The following is a 25,370-nucleotide window of genomic DNA, read 5'->3' on the forward strand; positions in this document are numbered from 1 at the left end:
TACACATATAGGAATCAGTCAAGTTCATATTTTGAGAATTTTAATTCCATTAAACTTGTACCGTTATTTCCCTTTTTATTGCCGAATATCTCTTTTTCAATAATCTGAAATATTATTGTTTCGCCCCACTCATCTAACGCTCTAATTCCTTTCGAATTTAAATAATTCAGTCCTTCATTTAATCCTTTCAATTCCGTTTTCAGTCCACCCTTTTTAAAGATACTGAAAAAATAATCTCTATAAATTAGAGATTCTGAAATCCAAAATGTTTTTACTTTATACTTTTTTGATAATTTCAAAGGAAAACTTAAATCTTCGATAAATCGACCTTCTGTATCTACTATTAATATCCATGATTGAGTTTGTCCAACTCCAAGAGCAGATCCCATTGATACAGAAGTAACTTCTTCAAAATGTAGTCCCTCTTTCGATTTATAGAAAATATCGAGAATGCTATCTACTTCATCTATACCTGCCTTTATACAAAGCAATCCAATATTCCATGCCATATTCTCGCCTCACTAATATATAAAATTTATTAGAGCAAATGCTTCAATTCGGGGACGTATAGATGATATTCCTGAAATTTAAACCGACTTCTCCGTATTACATACTCACTACACTTTTATCTATTTTGCTCCATCGAAAATACTCACACAAAACTTCTTCAAACGATTTGCAGTTATGTCATATAACGTTTGGCATTTCTGACGTTCAAGCAGCTTAAGTGACCAAAGGGAACGGGTCGTTAGACTTAGCTGGTTGAATGTATCGCCTGAATTAACTTCTCTGAAATCCCTCTTGGCGATCAAGGAGCGTATACGACGATGTAGGAATGTTTTGTTATATGATGTCTGAGTCATCATTGATATGCTTAGAATATCTCTTCAAAATTATTAAACTCAATTATTAGAGATTCCTTACAGTTCACGCAATGTCTAATCTGTTCTTTAATGCTATTCCAATTCACTTTGTCCAGTGCCTCTTCAATAGTAAAATAACCAATCTCATAGCTCTCACTTGAAGTTTTAAATTCTCCACCAATTGGTCTTGCTAAAAATAAATTGCTACAAACTGATTCACTAACATTCTGAAAAACGCCACAAAAATTGTTAATCTTAATGTCTATTCCTGTTTCTTCTTTAGTCTCTCTAACTACAGCAGATGTTATTGACTCCCCTTCTTCAACTCGCCCTCCTGGGATCTCCCAACCTCTCTTTGGTCCATTAAGTAGTAATATCTCATTATGGTCATTTATTACAACTGCTGCTGCAACTACAGTATGCTTTGGTGACTTATCCATATATTTATGGTTTTCCTCTCTTATATAGACTTGCTCAGATTTCAAATAACGTTAATGTGTTCACGACGTCCCACCACCTTAAGCCCGAAGGGCGGCCGCGACGCGGTTAGGTGGTGCGGATGTGTCCGGCTGAAACTACTTCCTTGCAACTGCCAATTGCATCCCCGAATCCACTTCTAACTCCTGCCCGGACCGAGGGCCAAATGGCCCGAAGCGTGAACATGGTGTTATATGAAGGCCCCGATTACGAAGCAATACCCTCTAGTTATGAAGGTAACTGATCCAATATTTTTTCTATTAATTCTTCAATTCCAAGATTTTCAGCATCAATAATTACGTCTGCATACGACTCATATAAAGGGCATCTTTCCTGATATAGCTGAAGTAATGTTTGATTTTCTCTTAAAACTACGCCTCTTTGTTTTGCATTTTCCAGACGTTCTTGTATCGTTTCGTAACTTAACTTTAGATAGACTACAGTTCCAATATCTTTCAAGTGTGCCATCGCCTCATCTCCATAAATCACACTTCCCCCTGTGGCAATTATGGAATGATTAACAAATAAAGAGGCATTTGTACGGTTCTCTATTGAAATGAAGCTGTCGATTCCCTCTTGCGCAATAATGTCTTTTAAGAGTCGATTTTCTTGATTTTGAATTACAAGATCACTGTCTACAAAATCATAACCCTTTACCTTAGCCAATATAACGCCGACTGTGCTTTTCCCTGCAGTCGGCATACCGATTAGTACAATATTCATCATGTTATCCTCGGTTCTAAATTTAATAAATTGCTTCCATGAACAACGTCATTAAATGCTCTTCCGGGGCTTTCATATAACGTTGCGCATTCCTGACGTTCAAGCGGCTTAAGTGACCGAAGGGAACGGGTCGTCAGACTTAGCCGATTGAATGTGTCGCCTGAATCTACTTCTCCGATATCCCTCTTGGCGACCAAGGAGCGCCAGCGACGATGCAGAAATGTAATGTTATATGATTTCAGGGCCTTCACTGAATACACCTTCAAAGTATCTTTACTATTTGTTTTTTTCTATCTTCATCTTCATACTCAAAATTACATTTGTCTTGCCAGCCAATTATCTTCTCATAAGGTTTTATTCTTTTTAATTCCTTATATGGTAATCGGAGAGGATTGGAAAAGTCATAAAATACTATTTCGTATTCATCCCCCCAGTAACATCCTCCTACAACCAATACATCAATCCCTTGCGTATAATGTATTTCTGCCCAACAAAACCCCCTACCCTCATAAAATTCTGCCGGTACATAATCAATCACCTTCATAATTTTTAAATCAACTATTGAGAACCCTTGATAATCTTGACCACATAGTAAAAAGCTCTCTTTATCTTTCAAAATCCATTCAAAAGGAAAAGAACCAAAATTACGTATCAACACAAGTTCATTTTCCGTGCGAAGCTGAGTTATAGTTCCTCTAGAATACTTCCATCCTTGATTTTCTTCTGGATTAAAATATTCAATAATCAGCCTATACTCATTATCTGGTGAGTAATAAATATCGACTTTATCAGTTTTATATTTATCTTGAATACTTGTGAGTATCTCATTTCTAATCTGAAGATACTTTTCATCTTTTACTATATTCTTCATTGAACTCCCCCCCGGATAATATTATTGCCCTGATTTCATATAACTTTTCCGTGTTCACGACGTCCATTCACCCTAAGCTGCCAGAGTCGTGCGTCTAGCACGATCTCAGCCGGCCGCGATGCGGTTGGGTGAATGGATGTGTCCCGGCAATCTCTTCCCCGACTTAACTCCCGGACCGAGGCGGCTTGTCCTCAGATGCGTGAACACATTGTTATATGAAGGTCATGCCTTCTTCGAGTTAACTTTTAGTTACTTTCTATGAGTCCATTCTATTAAATTAATTGCATTTCCATCTGGATCATAAATATCAAAATCAATATGGTCATTCCAATCTGAAGCCCACTTATTAATTGGTCCTAAGACAATTCCTTTATTATTAAGTTCTTCATATGCTTCTAAAATGCTGTTACAATACAAATTAAAGATTGGATGTTTTAAAGGTTCACATGATTCTCCAACTTCAATTAAAGTTAGTAGTGTTGATTGGTTTGGAAAAATATAATTAGCTCCTCTACCATCATCCCATTGTTCAACATTACGCAATTGTAAACCAAGCACATCAGAATAAAACGGTAGCGCTCTATCCAAATTACTAACTCGAATAAAAACTGTTCCTAGATCTTGTACTTTCATATGAATAACTCCTCCTAAAATGAATCTTGCTTTTATTTATTTGCCTTGCATGACTTTCCTATAACGTTTGGCATTCCTGACGTTCAAGCGGCTTAAGGCACGAAGTGCCGGGTCGTCAGACTTAGCCGGTTGGATGTGTCGCCTGAATCTTCTTCTCCGATATCCCTCTTGGCGACTTAGGAGTGTAAGCGACGACGTAGGAATGTAGTGTTATATGATGTCAGTAACTTCTTGGTATACAAACATCAATTCAGTTGTCATCTTCCTTTAAACAAATCTGGAGAAATTCAAAAAGATTCCCTGCTTCAATAGAGCGTTTTCCCCAGTCGTGCCAAAAATACAGCACTTGTCCTACACTTCCTACATCTGATGGATCTGTATCCAGGCAGAGATAATCTCCTCCACCATTCTCAGCAATCGGAATCCATTTCGGATTCCAAAGATACGGCTTAATCGCACTATCAATATCGGGTTCTAATTCATCGGGCTCAAATTCTCCCTGTAAAAACATCCAGTTTTCGATAATTTCTGTAATTGGAGAAAGAGTTAAATTCCTCACAAAACACTCTCCTCCTATCCTCCAGTCCTGTCCATTATGAACCTTATAAAAATCTTTCATTTCCTTGGGAAACGTTATATCAATAGTTTTTTCGATTAGCTGAAAATCTTCATCACTAGCACCTGGTTGTAAATATAATCTATCTTTAAAATCCTCATTCCTACGTGTCCCCTTTTCTATAATGTTTTTCCACATTAACTCCGCTTGATTGATCACACTATCATTCCTTTCCATTTATAATACTGTTACAAAATACAAACCTTTTTATATAGGAAAAAGAATTTAAAAGCATTTTTGCTGATGTCATATAACGTTTGCACATTTCTGACGTTCAAGCGGCTTAAGTGACCAAAGGGAACGGGTCGTCAGACTTAGCCGGTTGAATGTGTCGCCTGAATCCGCTTCCCCGATATCCCTCTTGGCGACCAAGGAGCGCCAGCGACGACGCAAAAATGTAATGTTATATGATGGGGATGCCTTCTTTGAGTATACTTAAATAGTGTTTAACTTTTATTCATTTTTTCTGTTTTGATACATCTTTTTAAGTGTGTTATTATATATTTAATAAAGACCAAGTGCTGCGAACACTTGGTCAGTACAATTGGCTTGGATGGTATATTCCCTTCTAAGTCTTACAGGAATCAAAACCCACCTTAGGCTACTAATCTTTGGGTGGGTTTTTATTTTCTCTTGTTGTTATTATTAATGTATGTTAAAAGAGCAAGGATAAACATTCCAAATAGGAACATAATCGTTATTGCATCTTTTACTTCCATGGCTTCAGCTCCTTTCGAAGGGAAACCATGCCCACCCAAGATTCAATTGTATCTATATTTTACCTTTATTTTCATCTGCGTACAAGCGTTCCTATATACTTTTGATTTATGTATTTTATGATTTTAATATACGTATTTTGTCTGCATCCCTTTCATATAACGTTTGGGTATCTACGAACCCGAGAGGCATAAAGGAGCGCAAGCGACTGGTCGAAGACTTAGCCTCGCAGGGTTGTGAGCTGATTCCGCTCCACTGCTTACCTCTTCTTGCGAACCAAGGGCCGAACGGCCCGCAGCGTAGATACTTTGTTAGATGATGGTGATGCCATCCTTGTACTAGCCCTATATAAATACTTCTCTACTTTCCTTAATATTTGCAAACCGCTTCAACTCATTATTATGATTATCGATAATCTCTTTCGCCAAGAGATTATTACTATCCATTGTACTGTGGGCATCGCTTACAAGAGTTACTTTATATCCATTCCTATATGCTCTCTGACACGTTGCATCAATACACATATCTGTTTGTAAGCCCGTTATGATTAACTCATTAATCGATCGCTTCTCAAGTTCTTCTTGTAATATCGTCATATGAAATGAATCCGGGGTAGTTTTCTGAACAATCACATCACCCTCAGTCGGTTGAATGTTCGGATGTATTTCCCAACCCGGCTTTCTAGTTTCGAGTGGTTCTCCTACACTTTCATTATGCTGTACGTAAATAACTTGTGTACCTATTGATCGGGCTTTCGATATCAGGTTCTTAATCTTTTCTAGTAACTCTTTCTCTTTGAATATAGGGTAATTAGGGTCAAACATTCCAATCTGTACATCAATAACAATAAGTGCTTTTCTATTCTCCATTAATTTTAACCTCCAATTTAATTTTGTTTTAGCATCACTTTCATATAACGTTTCGCATTCCTGACGTTCAAACAGCTTAAGTGACCATAGGGAACGGGTCGTCAGACTTAGTTGGTTGAATGTATCGCCTGAATTCACTTCTCTGATATCCCTCTTGGCGATCGAGGAGCGTTAGCGACGACGTAGGAATGTTCTGTTATCGGATGTTACCGACTTCATAGCAAAATCAAAAGGAAAATTAATTCAATATTGTTTTTTCTCTTGTTACTGTGCTTTTAACAAACTCCTGTTTAATGTCTTCTTTAAGTACCTGTTTCAATCGTTCTCTACCTATTTGATCAAATCGTTTTTGCACCTTCATTACATGTTCTTTATCTGATTTTATCTGACTCTCTATTCTTTCGTAATCTTCATAACTGTCATATTCCCACATAGCGAATACCTCGGTATTATTCTCATCCTTATCGATCAACCATCGTCCAATTAACCTAGCACCATACTTTAGCTGAGACGGTAATAATATTTCATTAAATAATTGATTAAACTCCTCAACGAAAGTTGATTCGACTATGTATGTTTTTCTTCTATAGATCATTTTTGTTTGTCCTTTCTTTTTTTAATTATTATTTTCGGTAATTTCCGATAACGTTTGGGTATCTACGAACCCGAGAGGCTTAAGGGAGCATTTGCGACCGGGTCCAACGGACTTAGCCTCTCAGGGTTGTGAGCTGAATCAGCTTCTCTGCTACCTCTCCTTGCGAACCAAGGGCAAAGCCTGCAGCGTAGATACGATGTTATGTGAAGGAAATGGCATCTTGGAATAACAAAAGATCAATTGTACTTACTAATTAATTCATTTAAATACTCATCTCTGTCAATTGTATCGTCTAACAGCACTGCATTAACAAATATCTCTATTAATTTTGGTTTATCATAGGTATCTAAGATATGTGGGTGATTATTTGTTAAATACTTAATTAAATGTGATAGTGTAATAAAATAGGTATTACAGGCCATATTTAATATCATTAATTCTTCATTAGTATTTGATTTGGATAAATTCATCTTGAAAACTTCATCAGAAGAATAGTCATCTAAAATTTGATCTCTATAGACTTTCAAAGATGTTGGATCCGAATGTTCATGTTTGCTCGCTTCCCTGTATAACGATATATATATACCAAATAGTAACTTATCTTCTCGAGCCAAACCTGCTAGTGTTAATGGGATCATAGAATACTTATCTTTCAAGTCATATCCATTTCTTTTCAATTCTTTTTTACATTCATTAAATTTATTTATTCGGTTTGGATAATCACTTTCATTAAGCCAACCTTTATCAATAGCCTTCCTTAAATCCTTTAGAAATTTGTAATCATTCTTAATGGGTTGCATTGTAAACTCTTTATATCTTTTCTTGGATGAATCATCATTGCATAAAAATTCTATTAACATAAAATTATTTATTTGTGATCTTAATAATATATATGATTCTTCAGTAAAATTGTTCTCAAGTAAAACTAGTAAACTACTAAGAAGATTTGTCTGTTTAGCATAGAGGGTTATAATATCTCGAACATTTTCAAAGCCCGGTTGAATTATTACTGGACTTTCTTCTCTAAGAAAATGTATACTTACTTCTTCTATAAATCTTTTAATAAAAGATATTTTGTCTAATTTCTCCAATGGGTTCACCTTCATAATTTTATATTTTCATTTCTTTCACATAACGTTGTTGTATTCACGACGTCCCACCACCTTAAGCCCGAAGGGCGGCCGCGATGCGGTTAGGTGGTGCGGATGTGTCCGGCTGCATCTACTTCCCTGAACTCTGAAATGCCTCTCCGAAATGCCTCGAACTCCGGCCGGACCGAGGGCCGAATGGCCCGAAGCATGAATATTGTGTTAGGTGAAGTCATTGACATCGAAGCACTACTACATGCTTTGATAGTATGTATGAATTCTTTTTATTGTTGGAAATTCTTCAGAATAAATCAGAACAGAAATAAATTTATCTCTAACTGATGATGGTACCCATTCTTCTAAAGGTATCCTCTGTATCATAAACTTTATGTTGTAATAGAATATCCCTCTATTTATGTACCAATCCCTTACACTTCTGATATTCTTCCGGCTGATCGTTGTTGATTCTCCAATAATAAAATCCGAGCAAAGTTTGGTCCAATGCAGATTAAACTCGATCTCAGATTTCATCATTCCTATATATTTTTTATGATATTTTTTTCTGTACCTTTTCTTCATTGAACCCCCACAGATTAATATTTTTATTTGTTTCAATGATTTCACCTAACGTACCCACATTTCTGACGTTCGAGCGGCTTAAGGTGCGTAGCACCGGGTCGTTAGACTTAGCCAGTTGAATGTGTCGCCTGAATAAGCTTCTCCGAAAATTCCCTTGGCGACCAAGGAGCGTCAGCGACGATGGAGGAATGTAATGTTAGGTGATGTATGCTCTTCTCGATTATTCAATCACAATATTATTTATTCTTCTTGCTTCTTTTGTTCCTTCAACTGGATAAAGAAACCATTCAATATCCGTTAATTCACCAGTTTCAGATCTACTTAATTTATGAGTAATTTCAATTAGATTGGATAAAAAGTAGGAAAAAGATAAATCATTAATTCTATAAACACTAGTAGATGGTCTTTGATTATTTATTTCTGGATTCCCTTCAGGCCAATGCTTAATAAATAATGATTCTCCAATTGCAATATGATTTACTAAACCTCTAGACTCTTCTTTAATAACATTTTCTAAATTCGACCCCTCAGAAAAGTCAATATTCCCTTCATAATCATAATAAAAGATTCCATTAAAGATCTGCCTGTTCACCAACCCATTAATCGCTTCCGCCTTTACAAGAACATCTTTAAATAAATTAGATCTAAACTTACTTTTAACTTCAATAACACCAACAACGTTTCTTGGATGAACAATAACAAAATCACCTTCATTAAAGATGATTGGACAATTATTCTCATAGATTATTAAATCAATTTGAGTTGAAATGGATTCGTTATCTCCGTATTTCATAATAAATCCAGTGCCTACGGATAAATTGCTAGGTAAATGTTTTTTTAGATAATTCATTAAAATTACTTCTTTATATCGTCCCTCTTCACCCCAATGTGAATTACCAATCAACAATCTTACTCTATCTTTAATAACTGAAAATTCTTTCGAAATAGAAGAATGATAACGTCCAATATCAATATTAATCATATTTCTTCTCCTTTAAGTTTGGTTTAGCATATTTCACCTAACGTTTGCACATTTCTCACGTTCAAGCGGCTTAAGTGACCAAAGGGAACGGGTCGTCAGACTTAGCCGGTTGAATGTGTCGCCTGAATCCGCTTCCCCGATATCCCTCTTGGCGACCAAGGAGCGCCAGCGACGACGCAAAAATGTAATGTTATATGATGGGGATGCCTTCTTTGAGTATACTTAAATAGTGTTTAACTTTTATTTATTTTTTCTGTTTTGATACATCTTTTTAAGTGTGTTATTATATATTTAATAAAGACCAAGTGCTGCGAACACTTGGTCAGTACAATTGGCTTGGATGGTATATTCCCTTCTAAGTCTTACAGGAATCAAAACCCACCTTAGGCTACTAATCTTTTGGGTGGGTTTTGATTTTCTCTTGTTGTTATTATTAATGTATGTTAAAAGAGCAAGGATAAACATTCCAAATAGGAACATAATCGTTATTGCATCTTTTACTTCCATTGCTTCACCTCCTTTCGAAGGGAAACCATGCCCACCCAAGATTCAATTGTATCTATATTTTACCTTTATTTTCATCTGCGTACAAGCGTTCCTATATACTTTTGATTTATGTATTTTATGATTTTAATATACGTATTTTGTCTGCATCCCTTTCATATAACGTTCGTGTGTTCACGACGTCCCACCACCTTAAGCCCAAAGGGCGGCCGCGATGCGGTTAGGTGGTGCGGATGTGTCCGGCTGATTACGCTTCCCTGCTGCTGAATTGCTCCACTCGAATTCACTTCCCTACTACTGCCGGACCGAGGGCCGAATGGCTCGAAGTGTGAACATGTTGTTAACTGATGTTCCGGCCATCTTCGAAACACTCAATATTCCATTCTTTATTAAGATATAAAAATTCCTTTGCAGTTTCTCTTATAAAGTTCATGACTTTATCATTCTTAAAGTAAATCGGTGTGATTTGGGGTTCATTATTTAAATCTTCTAACCAGTTTATCTTACAGTCCCTATATTGATTGATTTCAAGTTGTGTAAGAAACGGATCTACTGAATATCCCTTAGCTTGTTCAAGTTTTACTAATAATTTATCTTTACTTTCTAAAGCTCTTAAAAGATAAAATTCTACTTGACTAACTTCATTATTATAAGTTTTTCGAATTTCATTCTTATCGCCATTGTAGTTATTCTCGAAATCCGTATAAATTGTTTCCGTCCATCTTAGATCCGTATAGATATGCGAAAAATAACCCACTACAAAGCTCTTCCATTCCGGTTCCATTCGCTTCGGTAAATATTCCCGATACCTTTCCATGATTAATTCCTTGTTCGGTAATTTACCATTATGTACAAGATGGGTCACTCCTTTTTCTTCCCTTGATATCTGACCCCTCATGTGAATAGCATCTGGAGAGATACTTCCTAATAAAAGATTAGGACTAGGATCACCAAATGATAGAATTTCTGATATTGCAAAATGCACCATAGGCCAAGGCATATTATCTAACTCCTTCGAAAATCTTTCAATCACGTTCTTGCCGGAATTTCAGTTAACTCCTAATCTGCGCACTCGTTTATCCGTCTAATAGACGAGTGCGTTTAGGTCTCTTCAAAGGGATGATAGGCGAAGCCTATTCATCCTCTTCGAACCCTATCATTCGATCCAGAGGGCTCTGGATGCGACGGATATCTTTAATACTTACGTGGGTGTAGATTTCAGTGGTCTTTGAACTTGCATGACCTAGTAATTCCTGAATATACCGAAGATCCGTTCCATTCTCTAATAAGTGAGTAGCAAAAGAGTGCCGTAGGGTGTGTACTGTAGCTGGTTTAGATATACCCGCTTTACGTATTGCCCTTTCAAATACTTGCTGTACAGAACGTTCCGTGATGTGATGATCAAGCCCTTTTCCACCTGGGAATAAGTATTTGATGATCGGTTGATTCTTCATATAATTCTGTAACAGATCATACGCTGCAGTAGAGAGAACGGTGAAGCGATCTTTCCCTCCTTTTCCTTGGCGGATATGTATCGTTCTGCGTTCAGGGTCAATATCCTGCTTCGTTAAACGTACGGCTTCACCGATTCGAATACCTGAAGAGTAGATCAACGCTAACAGTGTACGATGCTTCATATGCTGTACAGACTTTAGGATCTTTGATACTTCAATTGTTGAAAGGACCACGGGTAGTTTTTTTTGCCGTTTAGGCCTAATCCTCAGATTTGGATCACTACGTCCTAGTACGGTAACATGCCAGAAGCGTAGAGCGCTGACCGCTTGATTCACATAAGAAGATGATCGAGACTCTTCATGTAGATTCAACAAATACGCTCGTGTATGCTTTAATTCGGCATCTTTTAACGGAACAGGAAGCATTCGTAGGTAACGTTCAGCATGACCCATATACGCCTTTTGCGTCTTGGTACTATATCCCTTCAACTTCATACCCTCTCTTAATCTTTGTAATGCAATCTTCTCTTCTGCCGTTTGAAGCTGTAATAGTTCAGGGAACATCTCACCCAATTGAGCGTCGCCTAACTTCACAGGTATATCCTTTAATACATGACATAAGAACAGTATAGCTGACTTCGTACCTGGAATTTCCCACTGTTTCTCTGCAACATTCCACTTCCGACCAGGGACACTTCTGACAGCCTCAATCCACTCTTGGATATAAGGCATTCCTACAATTACATCACCATTGTCTGCCATCTTCAACGTAATATACTGATCCTCAGAGTATACATTCGCTTTCACCAATCCATTCTCCTTCCAAAATATACTATTCACACTGCTACATTTACACGCAAAAAGACAGACCGCTCAATAGAGCAATCTGCCTTCCGGTGCTTCCGCAAGTTTACATATTTATTTCCTCAATATCGTGAATCTAGCCAGATCAACCAGCCTACTTACTCGCCCCAATGCTTCGCAATAAAGGGATCTCTCCCAGATTGCTCACGATCTTCCTTGTAATGCTTCGGGTTCTTGTGATGATAGTCTTGATGATACTCTTCTGCTTCGTAGAATGGTTCGGCAGGAATAATCTCCGTGACGATGGGTCCGGGAAATCTCCCACTAAGAGCAACTTGATCCTTGGAAGCTAGAGCCGCAGCAAATTGCTGTTCGTTATGATAGAAGATGGCTGTCCGATATTGTGGCCCTCGATCTTGGAATTGTCCACCTGCATCCGTTGGATCAATTTGCGGCCAGTATAACTCTAGTAACCTTTCATAAGGGAAAACATCCGAATCAAACGTAATCTGTACTGCTTCATAGTGGCCCGTGGTTCCTGTCTTCACTTCTTCATATGTTGGGTTGACCTTAGTGCCCCCAGTATATCCCGATACAATACCATGAATGCCCGGCAATTCCTCAAAAGGAGATACCATGCACCAGAAGCATCCTCCCGCAAAAGTTGCTTGTTCCATGTTCCCTGCCTTCTCTCCGTTGTCTAATCTATATCATACTTAATGACCTAGAAATTTAATATTGTTAATCATCCTACATCGAAGGTTTCTTCATCACAGTGAATGTTTCTATACCTACCTTAACGGTACTACCAACCAAATTCTCTAATGTAACCTCTGGTAGTTTCACAGTAATGGAGCTCTTGTATTCTTCTATGTTGATGATCGGCATAGATGCTTGTCCACCTGATCCCGCTTCACCTGAATGGGTCGCATCATCGGTTCCTGTCACAGCTCCTGAGTCAGTTCCTTCTTCTGTTCCGATCTCCGTTTCTGAGCCAGTCCCTGATTTCACATCCGTTCCGATGCCCGCTCCCGAAGAATTAACCTCTGATTCTGCCTCGGTTCCTGTTCCAGTTCCAGTTCCAGTCTCCGTTCCTTCCACAGCTCCGTCCTCACCAACTTTTCCAGGCTCATCGTTTGTGGTTGCAGAATCACCTTTTTCAGTCTCGGCATCCTTACTCGCTCCATCTGATTTCCCCGCGGCTACCCCAGTATCCTCAAGACCATTAGTCTCTGACGAATCTGACTCCACCACAACCTCACATTTCACATCCGGCTCTAAATTAGTCAGAATCTTTGGGTCTGTCCCATCAGCTAATTCCAATGTGATATTGCTCGCATCGAATGCTTCACAAGTACCCGCATTTTTAAACAAAAAGACAAGCTGCGCATCCTTTACTTCACTATCTTCCGTATGTTCCACTTGATCTGCATATACCACGACATCTTCCGAGATGCTTTCATCTACTGGCGGCACCACCGGAGGTGTTGGGTTCACGACGACCTTCTCTTTATCGAATATACCCGTTGCCTTAAGTCCATAGAAACCACCAACCAGAACAATTAATACCACACCTACCACCATACACATCTTAACCAACTGCCGACTATTGCGACGCAGGAACTTCATGAATGGTGATGACAATTCTAGCTCTGCCTTGGCATATACCGCTTTAAGTTTCGGATTCACTGATGTGAAGTATTTCTTAACCACATCTTTCTTTTTAAAGGCGTCACGATCCATGTTTTTGAAATAAAAAATAATAGCTGAAGCATACGCTGGAATCAGACCTCGCCCCGCTGCAAACATCTGTTGCGTCGCAGACCATTGAAAGAATGAATAGATATCTTCATGATCCTGAACATTTCTATGAATAAAGTTGATCAGACCTGGATAATTCACTCCAGCTTGTCCACCTTGATAGAAAGCTAACGCCAACCGGCCGAATTGCGCTGGAACAATCTGATTCTGTAACCATTGACGACCCAACTGCTGTACACGGTCTAACTCCATCGGACTAAGTCCATCAAATACACTCTCATCTGGTTGATCATGACTAAACCAAGCATAAGCTGCCAGCATCACCGCTACCTGTGACTTAATCCGAGTATCGAATTTAGAAGCCCATTGCTTCACTTCACTTTGCTCTTGCAGGAAATCAATCTTCAAAAGTTGTTCTCTTGGCAATGTATCCAAGTCTAGTTCTGTTAATAGGAATAGATTCGCCACATATGCAAGTTGATCCATAACCGTATAATCAGGCGCAACCGCATTGTGTCCTGGTCCTTGTGGCTCCCAATCTTCCTCAATCTTAAGCTGCTGCTTCAATAGAGCATTCACCGCGGTTACGGGTTCCGACTCCTTACGGAGTTTCACGGACAACTGCGACTTCGCCTGATCAACAAAATAGGTATTTCGGGTCACGATAGGATGGTTTTTCCCCCATACCCCTACTAATTGCATCACATCTCTAGCTTTAGGTGCATGGTGTAACTTTTCCAGAATATACGGTTCAAACAATGATTTTTCGAAGCCACTACTCAATACCATATCAAAGAATGCCTTACTCAACTTGGGACTACTCTCAATCACTTTATAAAAGGAAGCAACAGCCTCTTTACGTTTCGTGGATGCGGCATGGCTAATGGCAACCATGAGATAGGTGACGATTTTACCTTCATTATGTTTACCACAGATACCATAGTAATCTCTGAAAGCTTCCACGATGCCCAAATCCGGTACTTCTCCTTGCTTGATAAGATCGAATTCCTGATCAAAGCGAGCGAGAAAAATATCATTCAACCGCACTTTACTCGTCATCGCTCCGGGAAGAGACAAATACTCCAACAAGCCATGTAACACCATGTTTTTATTATTAATAAAAAGCGATTCATTGCCTTCCTCGATCTGGAAGAACACCGCCAAATCATTATAGCTAGATACAGACGTCTGACGTATATGGTTCATATCCGATAGCATCAACTCAGCGAAAGAGTAGAAATGCTCTGCACGTTCAGGACGATTAAGATTATGCCAAGCAAAATCGAAATAAGGTTGCTTTATGAGTTCATTTTCACCATTCGTCACACGCTTCGCTACTAGATCAAATGTAAAATCTTTTTCGATATTCCGATCCCCAGGACGTAGACTACCACGCTCTACGAACATGACATGAATCCCTTTTTTGCTCTGAGGCTCTTTAGAAAACGTTAAGAATCCCAGCATTTTACGAAAAGCATACGGAATATTAGCATATATAACCTCTAGCAGTTGCTTCGCAAGCGTAGATATCTGTTCTGCTGGTACATCTAGTGAGATATACACCTTTTTCTTACCCGTAACTGATGTCATCACTGCAAATAAGAGCTGTTTAAACATCCTCTCATCTATATTCAGCGTATTCAGTAGCGCCACAACATCCGTTCTAATAGGAGGGCTTGCAACTGGCAAAGAGCTCAGCTCGGGTAGATCCTGTCCCTGTTCAATATCATAGTTGTCGATGAAATCAGCATGAAGCCAAGCGCTGTAATGGTTAACAATCTCATCTAAACGTTCACTAGGAATAATATAGTTATGAGTAAAAAAAGCACTCCGAAGCCCCGTGAAATCTGCGGATTGATATGTACTCCGTCCAATGATCGTCTGGTCATTATCGTTATGGACTAGATGCAGGGCATCCGGATACAACGTCGTATCCTTTTCCCCACGTGCAGATAATTCGGCGGGTGCGTCGTATGCGCAGAATGGATGGAGTGTTTTTTTGATAAAAGAATGATCTAACCCCTTCGATCTCGCGATCGTGTCAAATCCTTCTGTCGAACGAAAAATCCCCCGCCGCTCTCGTGTATACAATTGTTGTTGAATAGGTTGGGGAGTCGAATTCTCCACTATTCCTCTCTCCCCTCAATGTACATTAATTGATAGAGTAGCCAAATGAATGGTTCATCCACCCGAATCGGGCTAGCCACCCCTTGTAATTTCTGATTAACCGGATTGCTTCCTAGGGCCGACACGGCAAAATACGCAGTATTGGAAAAATACACATCCATCGTTCCCTTAAACGGTCGATCAACTTTCTCAATAAATCGGCGAATTTCCCCATCTATATTCTCGAATTCCGTCAAGTTAAGCCATTTACGATGCACCATATTGTTAAATACATTACTATTCGACTTAATATATTCCCCCTCTTCATCTTTCAATGAATGGAGCATATCACTCTTCGTCAGAACGACTGCTGTCGGAATATCTGTTTTACTCTTATCTTGATAGGCAATAAAGTCACCGAACATTGTCAGAACGACATCCCGTGGCTCATCATATTGTGACACCCATGCATTCTCCGAATCGCCAAATTGCATACGGATCTTCTCACGAATCGAGCGAATCTGCAGAGGATCAACCATGAATAAAATTCCCGAGGAATTCTTAATATGCTGACCATGCAGCCCTAGATAATCTTGATCGACCATACCTTCACCCGCTACATCAAAGAACACCAGTGTCAGCGGAGGCTTCGATTCATCTTTAAATACAAATTGGAAAATAAATGGTTCCTGCATCTTCTCCTTCTGGGTAGAAGCTAGCAGATCACCCCGTTCGAACAGCGGTTCTTCGTATAACGTGCGGAACTTGCGGCTGATCTCCGCATTTAATGGCATACACGCAGCATCGAAATGATCTGCTGTCGTATTCTGTAGTGTATGTATCAACGATGTCATGTACACCGATTTACCCACTTGAGATGCACCGACGATAGAGATAATATTACTCGGTACTTTCCCCGAGGTCACAGGCAATTCATTATGACATTTCGGGCATAATCTTCTGCGGGTGACCACACCATAACGATCATTTAATCCAACAAGCACGTTATCCGAATAGATCTGATGTTCTTCTGGAATATCATTAGGATGAATAATCGCTTCTATATCATCGACGGTATCGAGTCCGAAACGTTCGCGGTACCGATTCAGTTCATCATCTTCACCTAATGCATAGTTCTCATCATCTTCACGATGGTGACCCGCACGGAACACAACTTCATCAGGTGCGAATTTCTCGAAACAATACGGACATACGATGTCATAGAATAGTGGCTTGGGTTGTTGTGGTGGTTTCTTTTTGAACATATCGAAAATTCCCATGTTATCCCTCCCGAAATTTTTTGAAGAGCTATACTTCTCTGATTATTCTTCGTTTCAAAAAATCGCATCGTAAGCATAATCTAAGTTTTGCTTTAGTACAGGTTAACCATAACGTGGCCGCTACGGTAACGGATTGTTCTTACGATCGCTGTTGAGCTCAGTTTTCTTGATTATATAAACCCCTTAGAGGTAGAAAAATGATCTCAAAGGCGACCACTCCGTTTCTTCAGAACAATTCCGTTCCCTTCGCTACTTCTCAGCATTAATCATTATTGCCAGCAAGCTCTTAATATTGTCTAGATAAAATTCGTTTAATAATGTTAAGCTCCCTCGTGAGGTTACTCACTTCTCAAAACTCACCTCGTAAGAGCTAACTAATAATTTTGCTCCATGTTGTGCCTTGAGGTTCTAAAAGTATCTGGATTACTTTTATCACATGATTTAGAGCACTTAGATCACTTAGATCAGCTAGATCACTTAGATCACCTAGATCACCTAGATCACCTAGATCACATGAATCACTTAGCGTAGCTTTAGCATTAATTCACTTAATTCACTTCCACCATCCCGCCTACTCCGGCATTAATTCGTACAATTGTCCGTATTTGGGGCCGTCGGTGAAGAATATTCGTACGAAGTCATTTTTTCCCACCTCAATCTCAGGCAAGGTGTTTCTACCTGGGTTAAAATGTTGTACGAATGGGTAGACGGTGCCGTCGGTTTTATTGGATGGGTAGCTGCCCTCTTTCTTCACGTAGCATAGAATATCTTTGGATATAGGGACTTCTGTGGTTACCCTCATTTGGATTGTTTTATATTTCTGGAATAGAGCTCTCTTTTGTTTCAAAGAATACATAATCCGCGCTTTGCCCGTGTTAATCTGCTTGCGGTTCTGTCCATCTTCTTGAAGAATAAGAACAGGTTCGCCTTGATCCATCGAGCAAGCAAATACCGTATACACCCATCCGCCGACACCCTGAGTTCGATCATGATATCCATTGTTCGCTTTATACTCATCTCTGGTATATAGCTTCAGATTTTCAATAGCTGGTTGGTCCAGTACATCCTGATCTGACGCTACGCGGTAGATGTAGACCGCTTGAACCCCATCTGGCCAGAACCAACGTAGGGTACAGCGATCATCCTTCACTTGATGCACCAACTCACGTATGACTGGGGCCGATGAGTCCGCATCCATATATTGCAATTCTACTCACCTCCAACCTTTTAGAATCCCTTACTACTATTTGTCTTTCGTCGAGATCCATCTGTAATCACTCCTGCATGCCCTGGTCGATGTCTACCTTCTTGCAGTAGTCCATTCTCCTTGATAGGGATAACCCACGTGAAGAGTACCATCAGACCTGCTAAGATGAGACATGCCAACAATCGAAGGATGCCATCCTCAGGCGATTGCCCAGACAACCCTGATTCTAGGATTAATCCTGCGATCAATCCAGCAACACTACCGCCAACACCAAAACTCCGTGCTAAATAACGATTATCAAATACTAGACCTAGCGATAAGCCTATTGCTGTACCGATCAGAACAAATGATATTACTCGTAAAATCATATAATAAGAACTGTCTTGCATTGGGCCAGTTCGTTCTGTTAAGAGCGTGCGATCTCCGATTCTGTCATATATATTCTGGAATGCTAGAGATAGATTATCTACATTGTCTACATCAATATACTGACCGTTCGTCCGAATCGCTATCTCATTTAATAATCTAGAGCCATCCGAATTAATAGAACTCATCCCAACCGCATTAATGACAATACCTAGATCCTGATACTCAACTAATGCGGTATTCATATCCATCTCACTGAAACCATCAGATAGCAGAATCACCATCGTCCCACGTGAACCCTCTTTATATTCCTTGATATGTTCTAGGGATGTCTGCAGAGCTAGAGCAATATTCGTTCCACCATCCATCGCCTCAAGTGTATCTAACGTTGTATATATCTCATTTTTCACAGCAGTATCTTTTACCAATGCAAAAGGTTGAACTAATCTCGCTTCATCACTGAATTCAACAATAGCCACGCGCTTATCGCTGTTCATCTGTCCGATCAGACTTTTAGCAGCTTCATATCGTCCGTTATCCGGATCTGTCTCACGCATGCTACCAGAGTTGTCGATCACTAGTACAATATCTTTGACCGGCTTCGCACCGCCTATATTCAGTCCGTATACTAACTCAAGCAGAAGTCCCGCTGCGAATAACATGATTAGCGTTGCTGGCACCAGTAACTTCCAAGAGGAACTTACATACCGTTGTCTCCACGAGGGCCCATTCAGTCGCGGATTAACCATTTCAGCAATGAGACACATCAGACCAATAGAAAAGGCTAATATCCCACAATATAAGCCCACGATCACGATTCTTGGTATATCCCCATACAGACTATTCAACATAATTTCCCCAGCTACATAACCTATCGCGCCACCGATCAGGCTGAATATTAACATGATCATATTTACTTTACGTTGCATTTTTTTCAAACACCCTTTCCACTTATGGGAATTCATTTCACTTATCGAAGCTCTGGAAGTATGTTGGGATCTAGACCATGGAATTCATACCCATTCTGCAGATATGTTTCATAGTACAATTTACCATTGCGGTAATACATTAAATCTTCAATGTGGAAGCCGCCCATTAAGTTTAACTTCTCGACTCCACTGCTCCGCTTCTCATGAACATAACCCAATTTGTAGATACGTGATGTCTCATCCGCACCGAGGGAGTAGCGAATAAACTCGCTTTCCGAATCCCCGAAGAAATACTTCTCTTCATAACGATGCTCCTGTGTATAGTCCAACAATCTTAAATTAATCGCTGCGTGCTCCTCTAATGTGCGATATAACTTTTTGAATAAATCGTCCTTAGTCAATACTTGTTTATTATTATAGTCGATCGTCACATTCGCACGGCGAAGCAATTCTTCTTCAAACGTCTGCGCGAATGGCTCAGCTGTTAATATATTATTACGACATATCTGGGTCAGCTTAGATACCCAATGCTCTATTCCCGCTTCTAGCAGTTGCGTCACATTCCCTAGATAACGATCTTCGAAAAATACTGCCGCACCCCGTTTGTTCTCAATATCACGTACAACCTTCTCGGTCACTTTGTCATAATATTCTAAAATATTCTGTCCGATATAATCGTCTGCTGTTGTGATACTCTCCACAGCTACTGTATATAGAGTTCCTTCAAGGCGCTCCATCTGTTCTACTTGGCGCTTGTAATGTTGATGTATCCGCCCTAATTCATCCTCAACCCTTTGATAAAGCCTAAGCTCTGTTTCAAGTTGGAGTATATATACCTTTCGGCGGTAGACCGTATCTACCAAATAACGAATAAAGCTACGCAAGTTATGTTTATCCATCAGCGGAATACGCGGAAAGGACTGTTCCTCCACAATTCCTTGGTAGCATAACCCAAGTTCAGCTTTAGCTGATTCAAGTTCCTTCACCTTATCCCGAATGCTTGCCCGCAGATCACTCACGATACTACCTGACTGGTCTAAGTCTGCACTCCATGCTGCAACCTGGAAGAACCCAATCTGCGGATAGTCCAACATTTGCTTCTTCACCCTCAGAGCCATTTCGTTGCCTATCCCAATTTGGTCGTTATGGGCCTGAATTTCACGTGTATAATTATTGCGGAAATACGTCTCACAACCCTCACCATATAGTGCATGCTCGGCTTCAAGGAGCGACATCCGCTTCAAGGAGTTAAAGCTCATCTGATGCATCATAATTCCTGTCATCTCTTCAATTTTGCCATCGTCTGGCATCATCGACTTTACCCGCTGGGATAGCTCAAGTGGATCAATTCCAAAGAAAGCTAATTTCTCTTTGTTATTCAATTGTACGCCATTCTTCATACGAAGAACCATCTGTTTATAGAAGTGATAGAGTACGGTTAGTGCAATGGACTGGTTGGGACGTTTTACTCTAGAGAAACCCGCAGATACGAACCCCTCACGACCAGAATCAGACTTAATGTTACTCTTAAAAGACATATTATTGTAAAGCCGATTGCTTGATTGATGCTGCATATCCTTCTGCTTACGGTTCTTCAGTAGATTAATATGACAAATAATCTCATAGTTATCCTGCATCTCATCAAATGAAGAAATCCCCCGCTCATTCCTGTCCGATAGCAAATATACAAGTTCAAAAAGAGGAGACGGTGAATGGACTACAGGCATAGATATGCCATCCTCCGTCACATGGAGATTGGCTGTGAACGTATAATCACTCTGTTGCATATGCTCCAGTTCACGAAGAAAAGCTACACCTACAGAATAACTATAACCGAAGGTTTCTACCTCCTTCTCGCTAATCAACCCGTATAAATCCATCTGTACAGACTTAAAGGATTGATTAAAGATGGACTGGGATAAAAGAGATATTTCCGGTATGAACACATTAAGCGGGTCATCGACCCGCGTAATGAAAGAAAGATGAATTCGGTCGAATGATGAATACATCCGTCCAAAATCCGCTATGTTATGGCTAACCTTTCGCAGAATTCGATTCAATTCGATTAAATGTCGATTATCCTCGTAGAACCTGGTGTAAAGCTCTTTACGCGTTTTTTTGACACCATCTTTTGCGTCTGCATTTGCTGTTGAATTTGCTGTCGCATCTGTCGGATGAGGCAGCTCGAATCGAAGAAGGCGAGCGTGAGTCACTTGATCCATACCCTTAGCCCCGTTGTTCGTTGGCACACTAGATTGTGAGACGGGATGAGGACTCGAGTAACCTTCCGACGAATGCACTTGAGGAACTTGAGGATCATCCTTCTCAGACGCAATATGAATGTACATGACGCCTGCGCTGTTATCCCACTTCTTATCATGGATATCCATGATCGGTGCAATCGCCTCTGACACCTTATCACCAATAAAGACGAATACCGCAGGATAATGGATGCTGCTCTGATCATCTTCTCTTCCATTCAGTTTATCTTCAGCGATCGCATAATCCATAGCGAATTTCTTCAGCATTTCTTTCATGATTATTTCAACTTTCTACGAATATCGTTTAATTTAGATAACATTTGCTTGTAGAACTGATACAACTCTTCTCCATTCGCAAGTTCAATCTTCTCATATTCCAATTGATCTCGACCATTAAGGAACATTTCATACAACTCATCGAGTTTCGCAATAAGTCCTGATATATCTTCGGATGCGGTTAACTCCGTACCTCGACGAGTAGCTTTGCGAAGCAATGTACTCTTGTTCTTCTCGTCCAGTCTGCGGAAATGTTCAAACACATCAAACTCAACATAATTCTGACTCTTCATCAGATTAGCAAAAGGTTCCCAAGCTTCTTCCTCCGGATCACGATCATAGACATAAAGCGCACCCTTCTTCGTTATCGTATCGGTATAGAGCGCTTCAATGAATTGATCAAACCATTTCTCATCATCTTCATGCTGATTCATCAATTGTTCGAATTCAGTTGCCTTTGCGTTAATCATGACATACTTAGCTAGCTCTTCGCGAACACTCACTATTAATTCAGGGGAGCGAATGAGATTTTCCTTGGCTAAATCTTCAGAAATACTACCAAAGATATCTTTGCTAGATACTCGTTCAAGTCCTTGCGAGAGAAGGCGCTTCAACTCATTCCATGCTCGCTTCACTTCACCGAGATTCGGTTTAGGAGATTCTAATTGTAGATCATATCCACGAAGATACTCGGATAGATCGAATGGCTTCGTCATCACAACCGCAAAGCGATTACTTGTATTCTGGTCGATATCCTTCTCCATAATAACTTTCAACGACATAGCCTTCTCAAATTCAGACCGTACACGAGCATTATAAGATTGAACACGGGTATTCAAATAAGTATCGCCCCATGATCTCTCAGGAATTGGCGAAGGGAGATAAGTCCAGTTCGCTTTATCCGTCTGTACTAAATGACGTCCAATACCCTCTTTATCAAGGATGGTTCGTTCATAGCTTTCCTCATAGACTTTGAGTGGTGTATAGACGAACAACGGCACCCCATTCTTCGTGTTCAACCAGAAAATACGGTTCTTCACTTGGCTTTCTTTCACTGTAAAATGTGACCTGCCCACGGAATTATCCTGATAGTTACGAATTCCTTTGAGTATACTCGGTGCTCCAACAGGGACGGATACAAACCCCCATGAAGGGAAATATAAATTGCCTGAGCTATTACTCAAATGGAATACAGGAACGGCTTCTTCATCGAGTTTACCTGCGATATTACGCTCCACAAGCTTCTCAATAGATTCATCGTTTCCATACTTCATAACCAAGAAGTCTTCCATTGATCGAGTAATCAAGTCACCAAATTTATCTCCTAAGAATTCTGAAATAGAGCTTATGATATCAACTTCTTGCTCTCTTACCCATTGATTGGAATGATTTAGAAGTTCAAGTGTAAAGTCACGAATAAGGTCATCTACATCTTTATTCTCCATCATTTTACCAATGACTTTTGAAATGTCAGGCACACTTACTAGATTCCAATAGTATGTTTTATTGCCTTTATGATCGGCCTGCTCGTCACCTTGAATCAGAATCTCACCATTTTTGGCGAAAATAGTATTTAATGCATTTAATATTTCAGTATATACGTTATAAATGCGGTTATTCTCATTGTTCAACAATTCATATAAATCCTCGTAGAATTCAATCATTTGCTCTGTGCGTTCTACATCCGCTTGAATCCAGAATTCATTGATCTTCGCTTCGATATAAATATTCTTCTTCTTATCTCTAGAGACGAATGCGCTTTTCGCATCACCAAGTCTTTCATTGGCTTGCTCACTAGCTGCTTCAATATCTCTAGGGATACGGTGAAGATTCTCACGAAGTGTCTCAATATAGGAAAGTAACATTTTGAGCAGACTAAAGCCTTTTTCCGTATAGATCAACCGTGATACATAGAATGGTCCTTGTTCTGGATGTAGGAATATTCTACGGATCTGATCGGTGAATTGCTCTATGATCTCACCTGGTAACTGTTTTTTAGCTTTAATATACTCTTCTCGGGCACGTGCTAAGAAATTCTGTTCCAACTCTGTATCCATGTTGATGACCTGATTCTTCACGACATTGCTGTAACTTAGACGCTCACTGTTCTCATACCCAGGGAGTGGCTCAGGAACACGAGATTCGAAGGTCTTAACCATCGTATCCAGATCAATCCCTAGTTTACGGGCGAATGTCTCCACATCATCTTGGCTAGGAGCCTTCTCGAACATCTTCTCCATTTTGCCAAATAACCGGAATGCTAAGTATGTCGTCATCTCTTCAATTGGCAACACTGCGGAAGAAGCACCAATAATGTTATATTCATAGTTCGCCGGATACATCTTGTTCATCTGCGCGATGTTCGTACGAATATTACTAATATAGTCATGAATTGCGAATTCCTCGCCAGAGGCTTTCTCTTCACTTGCCATGAAGTTCGTTATGTTCTCAGCTGTAACATTCATACAGTAATCATAGGCATTCTCAAGTAGTTTGCCTTCCATATTTGTCGCTGAGATCAGATGACAAAGATTAAACGGTGGCAATGGTGAATTAACCGTTAGAATATTTCCATAACGTTGCTGGAATCGTTCACCACGACTGTCCACATTCATCCAATAATCAAGTTCCTTCAATGCAGCATAACCATTCTTTTTAATATACTCCCGGGTATGTTCACTCAAGCTCTTATTCGATAAGTTAATATCTGGCGTAAACAAATAACCGAGTGTGTTCACACGGTCAATACCAGCTGAACCATGGTCGCGCTCGATAATCCCTCGTACAATATAGGCGATATCTAAGAAGCAACCACTTCCTGTACCCCCAGACAATCCCGTAAGCATGAACACCATCAACTTCTTGTTCGTACCCACTGATAACGTCTTAATCTTCTTATCGATCGCTTGCACGACCTGATTAATCTTCGTGAATAATAGTAATCGACCCGCTTGACGAACACCGGCAGCACCGTTCATGCCATCCGTAATACTCATCTCAGGAGATAACCAATCGGTAATATACGGTTCTAGCACACTGCGATTCTGCAATAACCCACCAATCTCCGCATTGGATAGTAGTACGAACTCATTGATCGGATCGAGTCCAATCCCCTTATACTTCTTGCCACGATCTTGTTCATTCGTTTCAAATGCTAGAAATTCTACATTATCGGGCTTATCCCGTTTCTTCTTAGAAGATGGATCTTCAGGCAACTTAAATCTACGATTAATTTGGTATTTCAATCGTAGTAACGCATCAATCCCCGTACCTCCAAGCCCAATAATAAGAATCGGATTATCAATCGTATCCACCCGAATCTTATCGCTGACAATCCCTCCACCTAATGAAACATCCAATTGCTGAATATGCTCTCTAACTACTGGTTTCATTTGTATCCTCCTAAAAG

Annotated in this window: 20 protein-coding genes and 1 pseudogene; all 21 read right to left on the reverse strand. The window is 39.8% G+C overall.

Going from position 1 to position 25,370, the window contains the following annotated elements; genetic code table 11:
- Nucleotides 1-14: 14 nt before the first annotated feature.
- The 21 genes and pseudogenes from LPB68_RS10170 to LPB68_RS10270 all read right to left on the reverse strand — a co-directional run bounded on the left by LPB68_RS10170 (nucleotide 15) and on the right by LPB68_RS10270 (nucleotide 25,353).
- Entirely contained in the window at nucleotides 15-509 is a 495-nt protein-coding gene (locus tag LPB68_RS10170) for a hypothetical protein (protein WP_068660090.1), read from the reverse strand.
- A 365-nt stretch (nucleotides 510-874) separates the two neighbouring features.
- Nucleotides 875-1,303: an NUDIX hydrolase gene (locus tag LPB68_RS10175; RefSeq protein ID WP_068660179.1), complete on the reverse strand. Its 429-nt coding sequence runs from the start codon at nucleotides 1,301-1,303 to the stop codon at nucleotides 875-877.
- A 265-nt stretch (nucleotides 1,304-1,568) separates the two neighbouring features.
- Entirely contained in the window at nucleotides 1,569-2,066 is a 498-nt protein-coding gene (locus LPB68_RS10180; protein ID WP_068660092.1) for a shikimate kinase, read from the reverse strand.
- A 259-nt stretch (nucleotides 2,067-2,325) separates the two neighbouring features.
- The gene (locus LPB68_RS10185) at nucleotides 2,326-2,934 is read right to left on the reverse strand and encodes a hypothetical protein (RefSeq protein ID WP_068660093.1); all 609 of its coding nucleotides are present in this window, start codon (nucleotides 2,932-2,934) and stop codon (nucleotides 2,326-2,328) included.
- Nucleotides 2,935-3,183: 249 nt separating this feature from the next.
- Nucleotides 3,184-3,567 carry a VOC family protein gene (locus LPB68_RS10190; protein WP_068660095.1) on the reverse strand — a complete coding sequence of 128 codons (384 nt, stop codon included), beginning with the start codon at nucleotides 3,565-3,567 and terminating at the stop codon, nucleotides 3,184-3,186.
- Between the two features lie 250 nt (nucleotides 3,568-3,817).
- Nucleotides 3,818-4,342, reverse strand: coding sequence for an SMI1/KNR4 family protein (locus LPB68_RS10195; protein ID WP_068660097.1), 525 nt, complete (start codon nucleotides 4,340-4,342; stop codon nucleotides 3,818-3,820).
- Between the two features lie 464 nt (nucleotides 4,343-4,806).
- Nucleotides 4,807-4,902, reverse strand: a complete 96-nt coding sequence (gene comI / locus LPB68_RS23390; RefSeq protein ID WP_018759049.1) for a competence inhibitor ComI — start codon at nucleotides 4,900-4,902, stop codon at nucleotides 4,807-4,809.
- A gap of 342 nt (nucleotides 4,903-5,244) precedes the next feature.
- Nucleotides 5,245-5,769, reverse strand: coding sequence for a cysteine hydrolase family protein (locus tag LPB68_RS10200; RefSeq protein ID WP_068660098.1), 525 nt, complete (start codon nucleotides 5,767-5,769; stop codon nucleotides 5,245-5,247).
- 238 nt (nucleotides 5,770-6,007) lie between these two features.
- A complete protein-coding gene (locus tag LPB68_RS10205; RefSeq protein WP_068660100.1) occupies nucleotides 6,008-6,364 on the reverse strand; it encodes an NIPSNAP family protein in 357 nt (118 codons plus the stop codon).
- Between the two features lie 236 nt (nucleotides 6,365-6,600).
- Nucleotides 6,601-7,455 carry a DUF5677 domain-containing protein gene (locus LPB68_RS10210; protein WP_068660102.1) on the reverse strand — a complete coding sequence of 285 codons (855 nt, stop codon included), beginning with the start codon at nucleotides 7,453-7,455 and terminating at the stop codon, nucleotides 6,601-6,603.
- 796 nt (nucleotides 7,456-8,251) lie between these two features.
- Nucleotides 8,252-9,013: a DUF6602 domain-containing protein gene (locus LPB68_RS10220; RefSeq protein ID WP_068660106.1), complete on the reverse strand. Its 762-nt coding sequence runs from the start codon at nucleotides 9,011-9,013 to the stop codon at nucleotides 8,252-8,254.
- Nucleotides 9,014-9,427: 414 nt separating this feature from the next.
- Nucleotides 9,428-9,520: pseudogene (comI, locus tag LPB68_RS23395) on the reverse strand (competence inhibitor ComI); the annotation flags it as partial.
- A 337-nt stretch (nucleotides 9,521-9,857) separates the two neighbouring features.
- A complete protein-coding gene (locus tag LPB68_RS10230; protein ID WP_068660110.1) occupies nucleotides 9,858-10,517 on the reverse strand; it encodes a hypothetical protein in 660 nt (219 codons plus the stop codon).
- Between the two features lie 133 nt (nucleotides 10,518-10,650).
- Nucleotides 10,651-11,778, reverse strand: a complete 1,128-nt coding sequence (locus tag LPB68_RS10235; RefSeq protein WP_232510273.1) for a tyrosine-type recombinase/integrase — start codon at nucleotides 11,776-11,778, stop codon at nucleotides 10,651-10,653.
- A gap of 155 nt (nucleotides 11,779-11,933) precedes the next feature.
- Complete coding sequence (gene msrA, locus LPB68_RS10240) at nucleotides 11,934-12,452, reverse strand: peptide-methionine (S)-S-oxide reductase MsrA (RefSeq protein ID WP_068660112.1); 519 nt, start codon at nucleotides 12,450-12,452, stop codon at nucleotides 11,934-11,936.
- A 73-nt stretch (nucleotides 12,453-12,525) separates the two neighbouring features.
- A complete protein-coding gene (locus LPB68_RS10245) occupies nucleotides 12,526-15,663 on the reverse strand; it encodes a GAP1-N2 domain-containing protein (RefSeq protein ID WP_068660114.1) in 3,138 nt (1,045 codons plus the stop codon).
- The gene (locus LPB68_RS10250; protein WP_068660116.1) at nucleotides 15,663-16,922 is read right to left on the reverse strand and encodes a TRAFAC clade GTPase domain-containing protein; all 1,260 of its coding nucleotides are present in this window, start codon (nucleotides 16,920-16,922) and stop codon (nucleotides 15,663-15,665) included. Before LPB68_RS10250 ends, LPB68_RS10245 begins: the two co-directional genes overlap by 1 nt.
- A 571-nt stretch (nucleotides 16,923-17,493) precedes the next feature.
- Nucleotides 17,494-18,120, reverse strand: coding sequence for a beta-mannanase (locus tag LPB68_RS10255; RefSeq protein ID WP_332455200.1), 627 nt, complete (start codon nucleotides 18,118-18,120; stop codon nucleotides 17,494-17,496).
- A gap of 29 nt (nucleotides 18,121-18,149) precedes the next feature.
- Nucleotides 18,150-19,424, reverse strand: coding sequence for a vWA domain-containing protein (locus LPB68_RS10260; RefSeq protein WP_068660120.1), 1,275 nt, complete (start codon nucleotides 19,422-19,424; stop codon nucleotides 18,150-18,152).
- Nucleotides 19,425-19,465: 41 nt separating this feature from the next.
- Nucleotides 19,466-21,961: a transcription initiation factor TFIID gene (locus LPB68_RS10265; RefSeq protein WP_068660122.1), complete on the reverse strand. Its 2,496-nt coding sequence runs from the start codon at nucleotides 21,959-21,961 to the stop codon at nucleotides 19,466-19,468.
- Between the two features lie 2 nt (nucleotides 21,962-21,963).
- On the reverse strand, nucleotides 21,964-25,353 hold the full coding sequence (locus LPB68_RS10270) for a tubulin-like doman-containing protein (RefSeq protein WP_068660124.1): 3,390 nt from the start codon (nucleotides 25,351-25,353) through the stop codon (nucleotides 21,964-21,966).
- Between the last annotated feature and the right edge of the window lie 17 nt (nucleotides 25,354-25,370).

It is taken from the genome of Paenibacillus crassostreae (assembly GCF_001857945.1).
GTDB classification, from domain to species: domain Bacteria; phylum Bacillota; class Bacilli; order Paenibacillales; family Paenibacillaceae; genus Paenibacillus_AQ; species Paenibacillus_AQ crassostreae.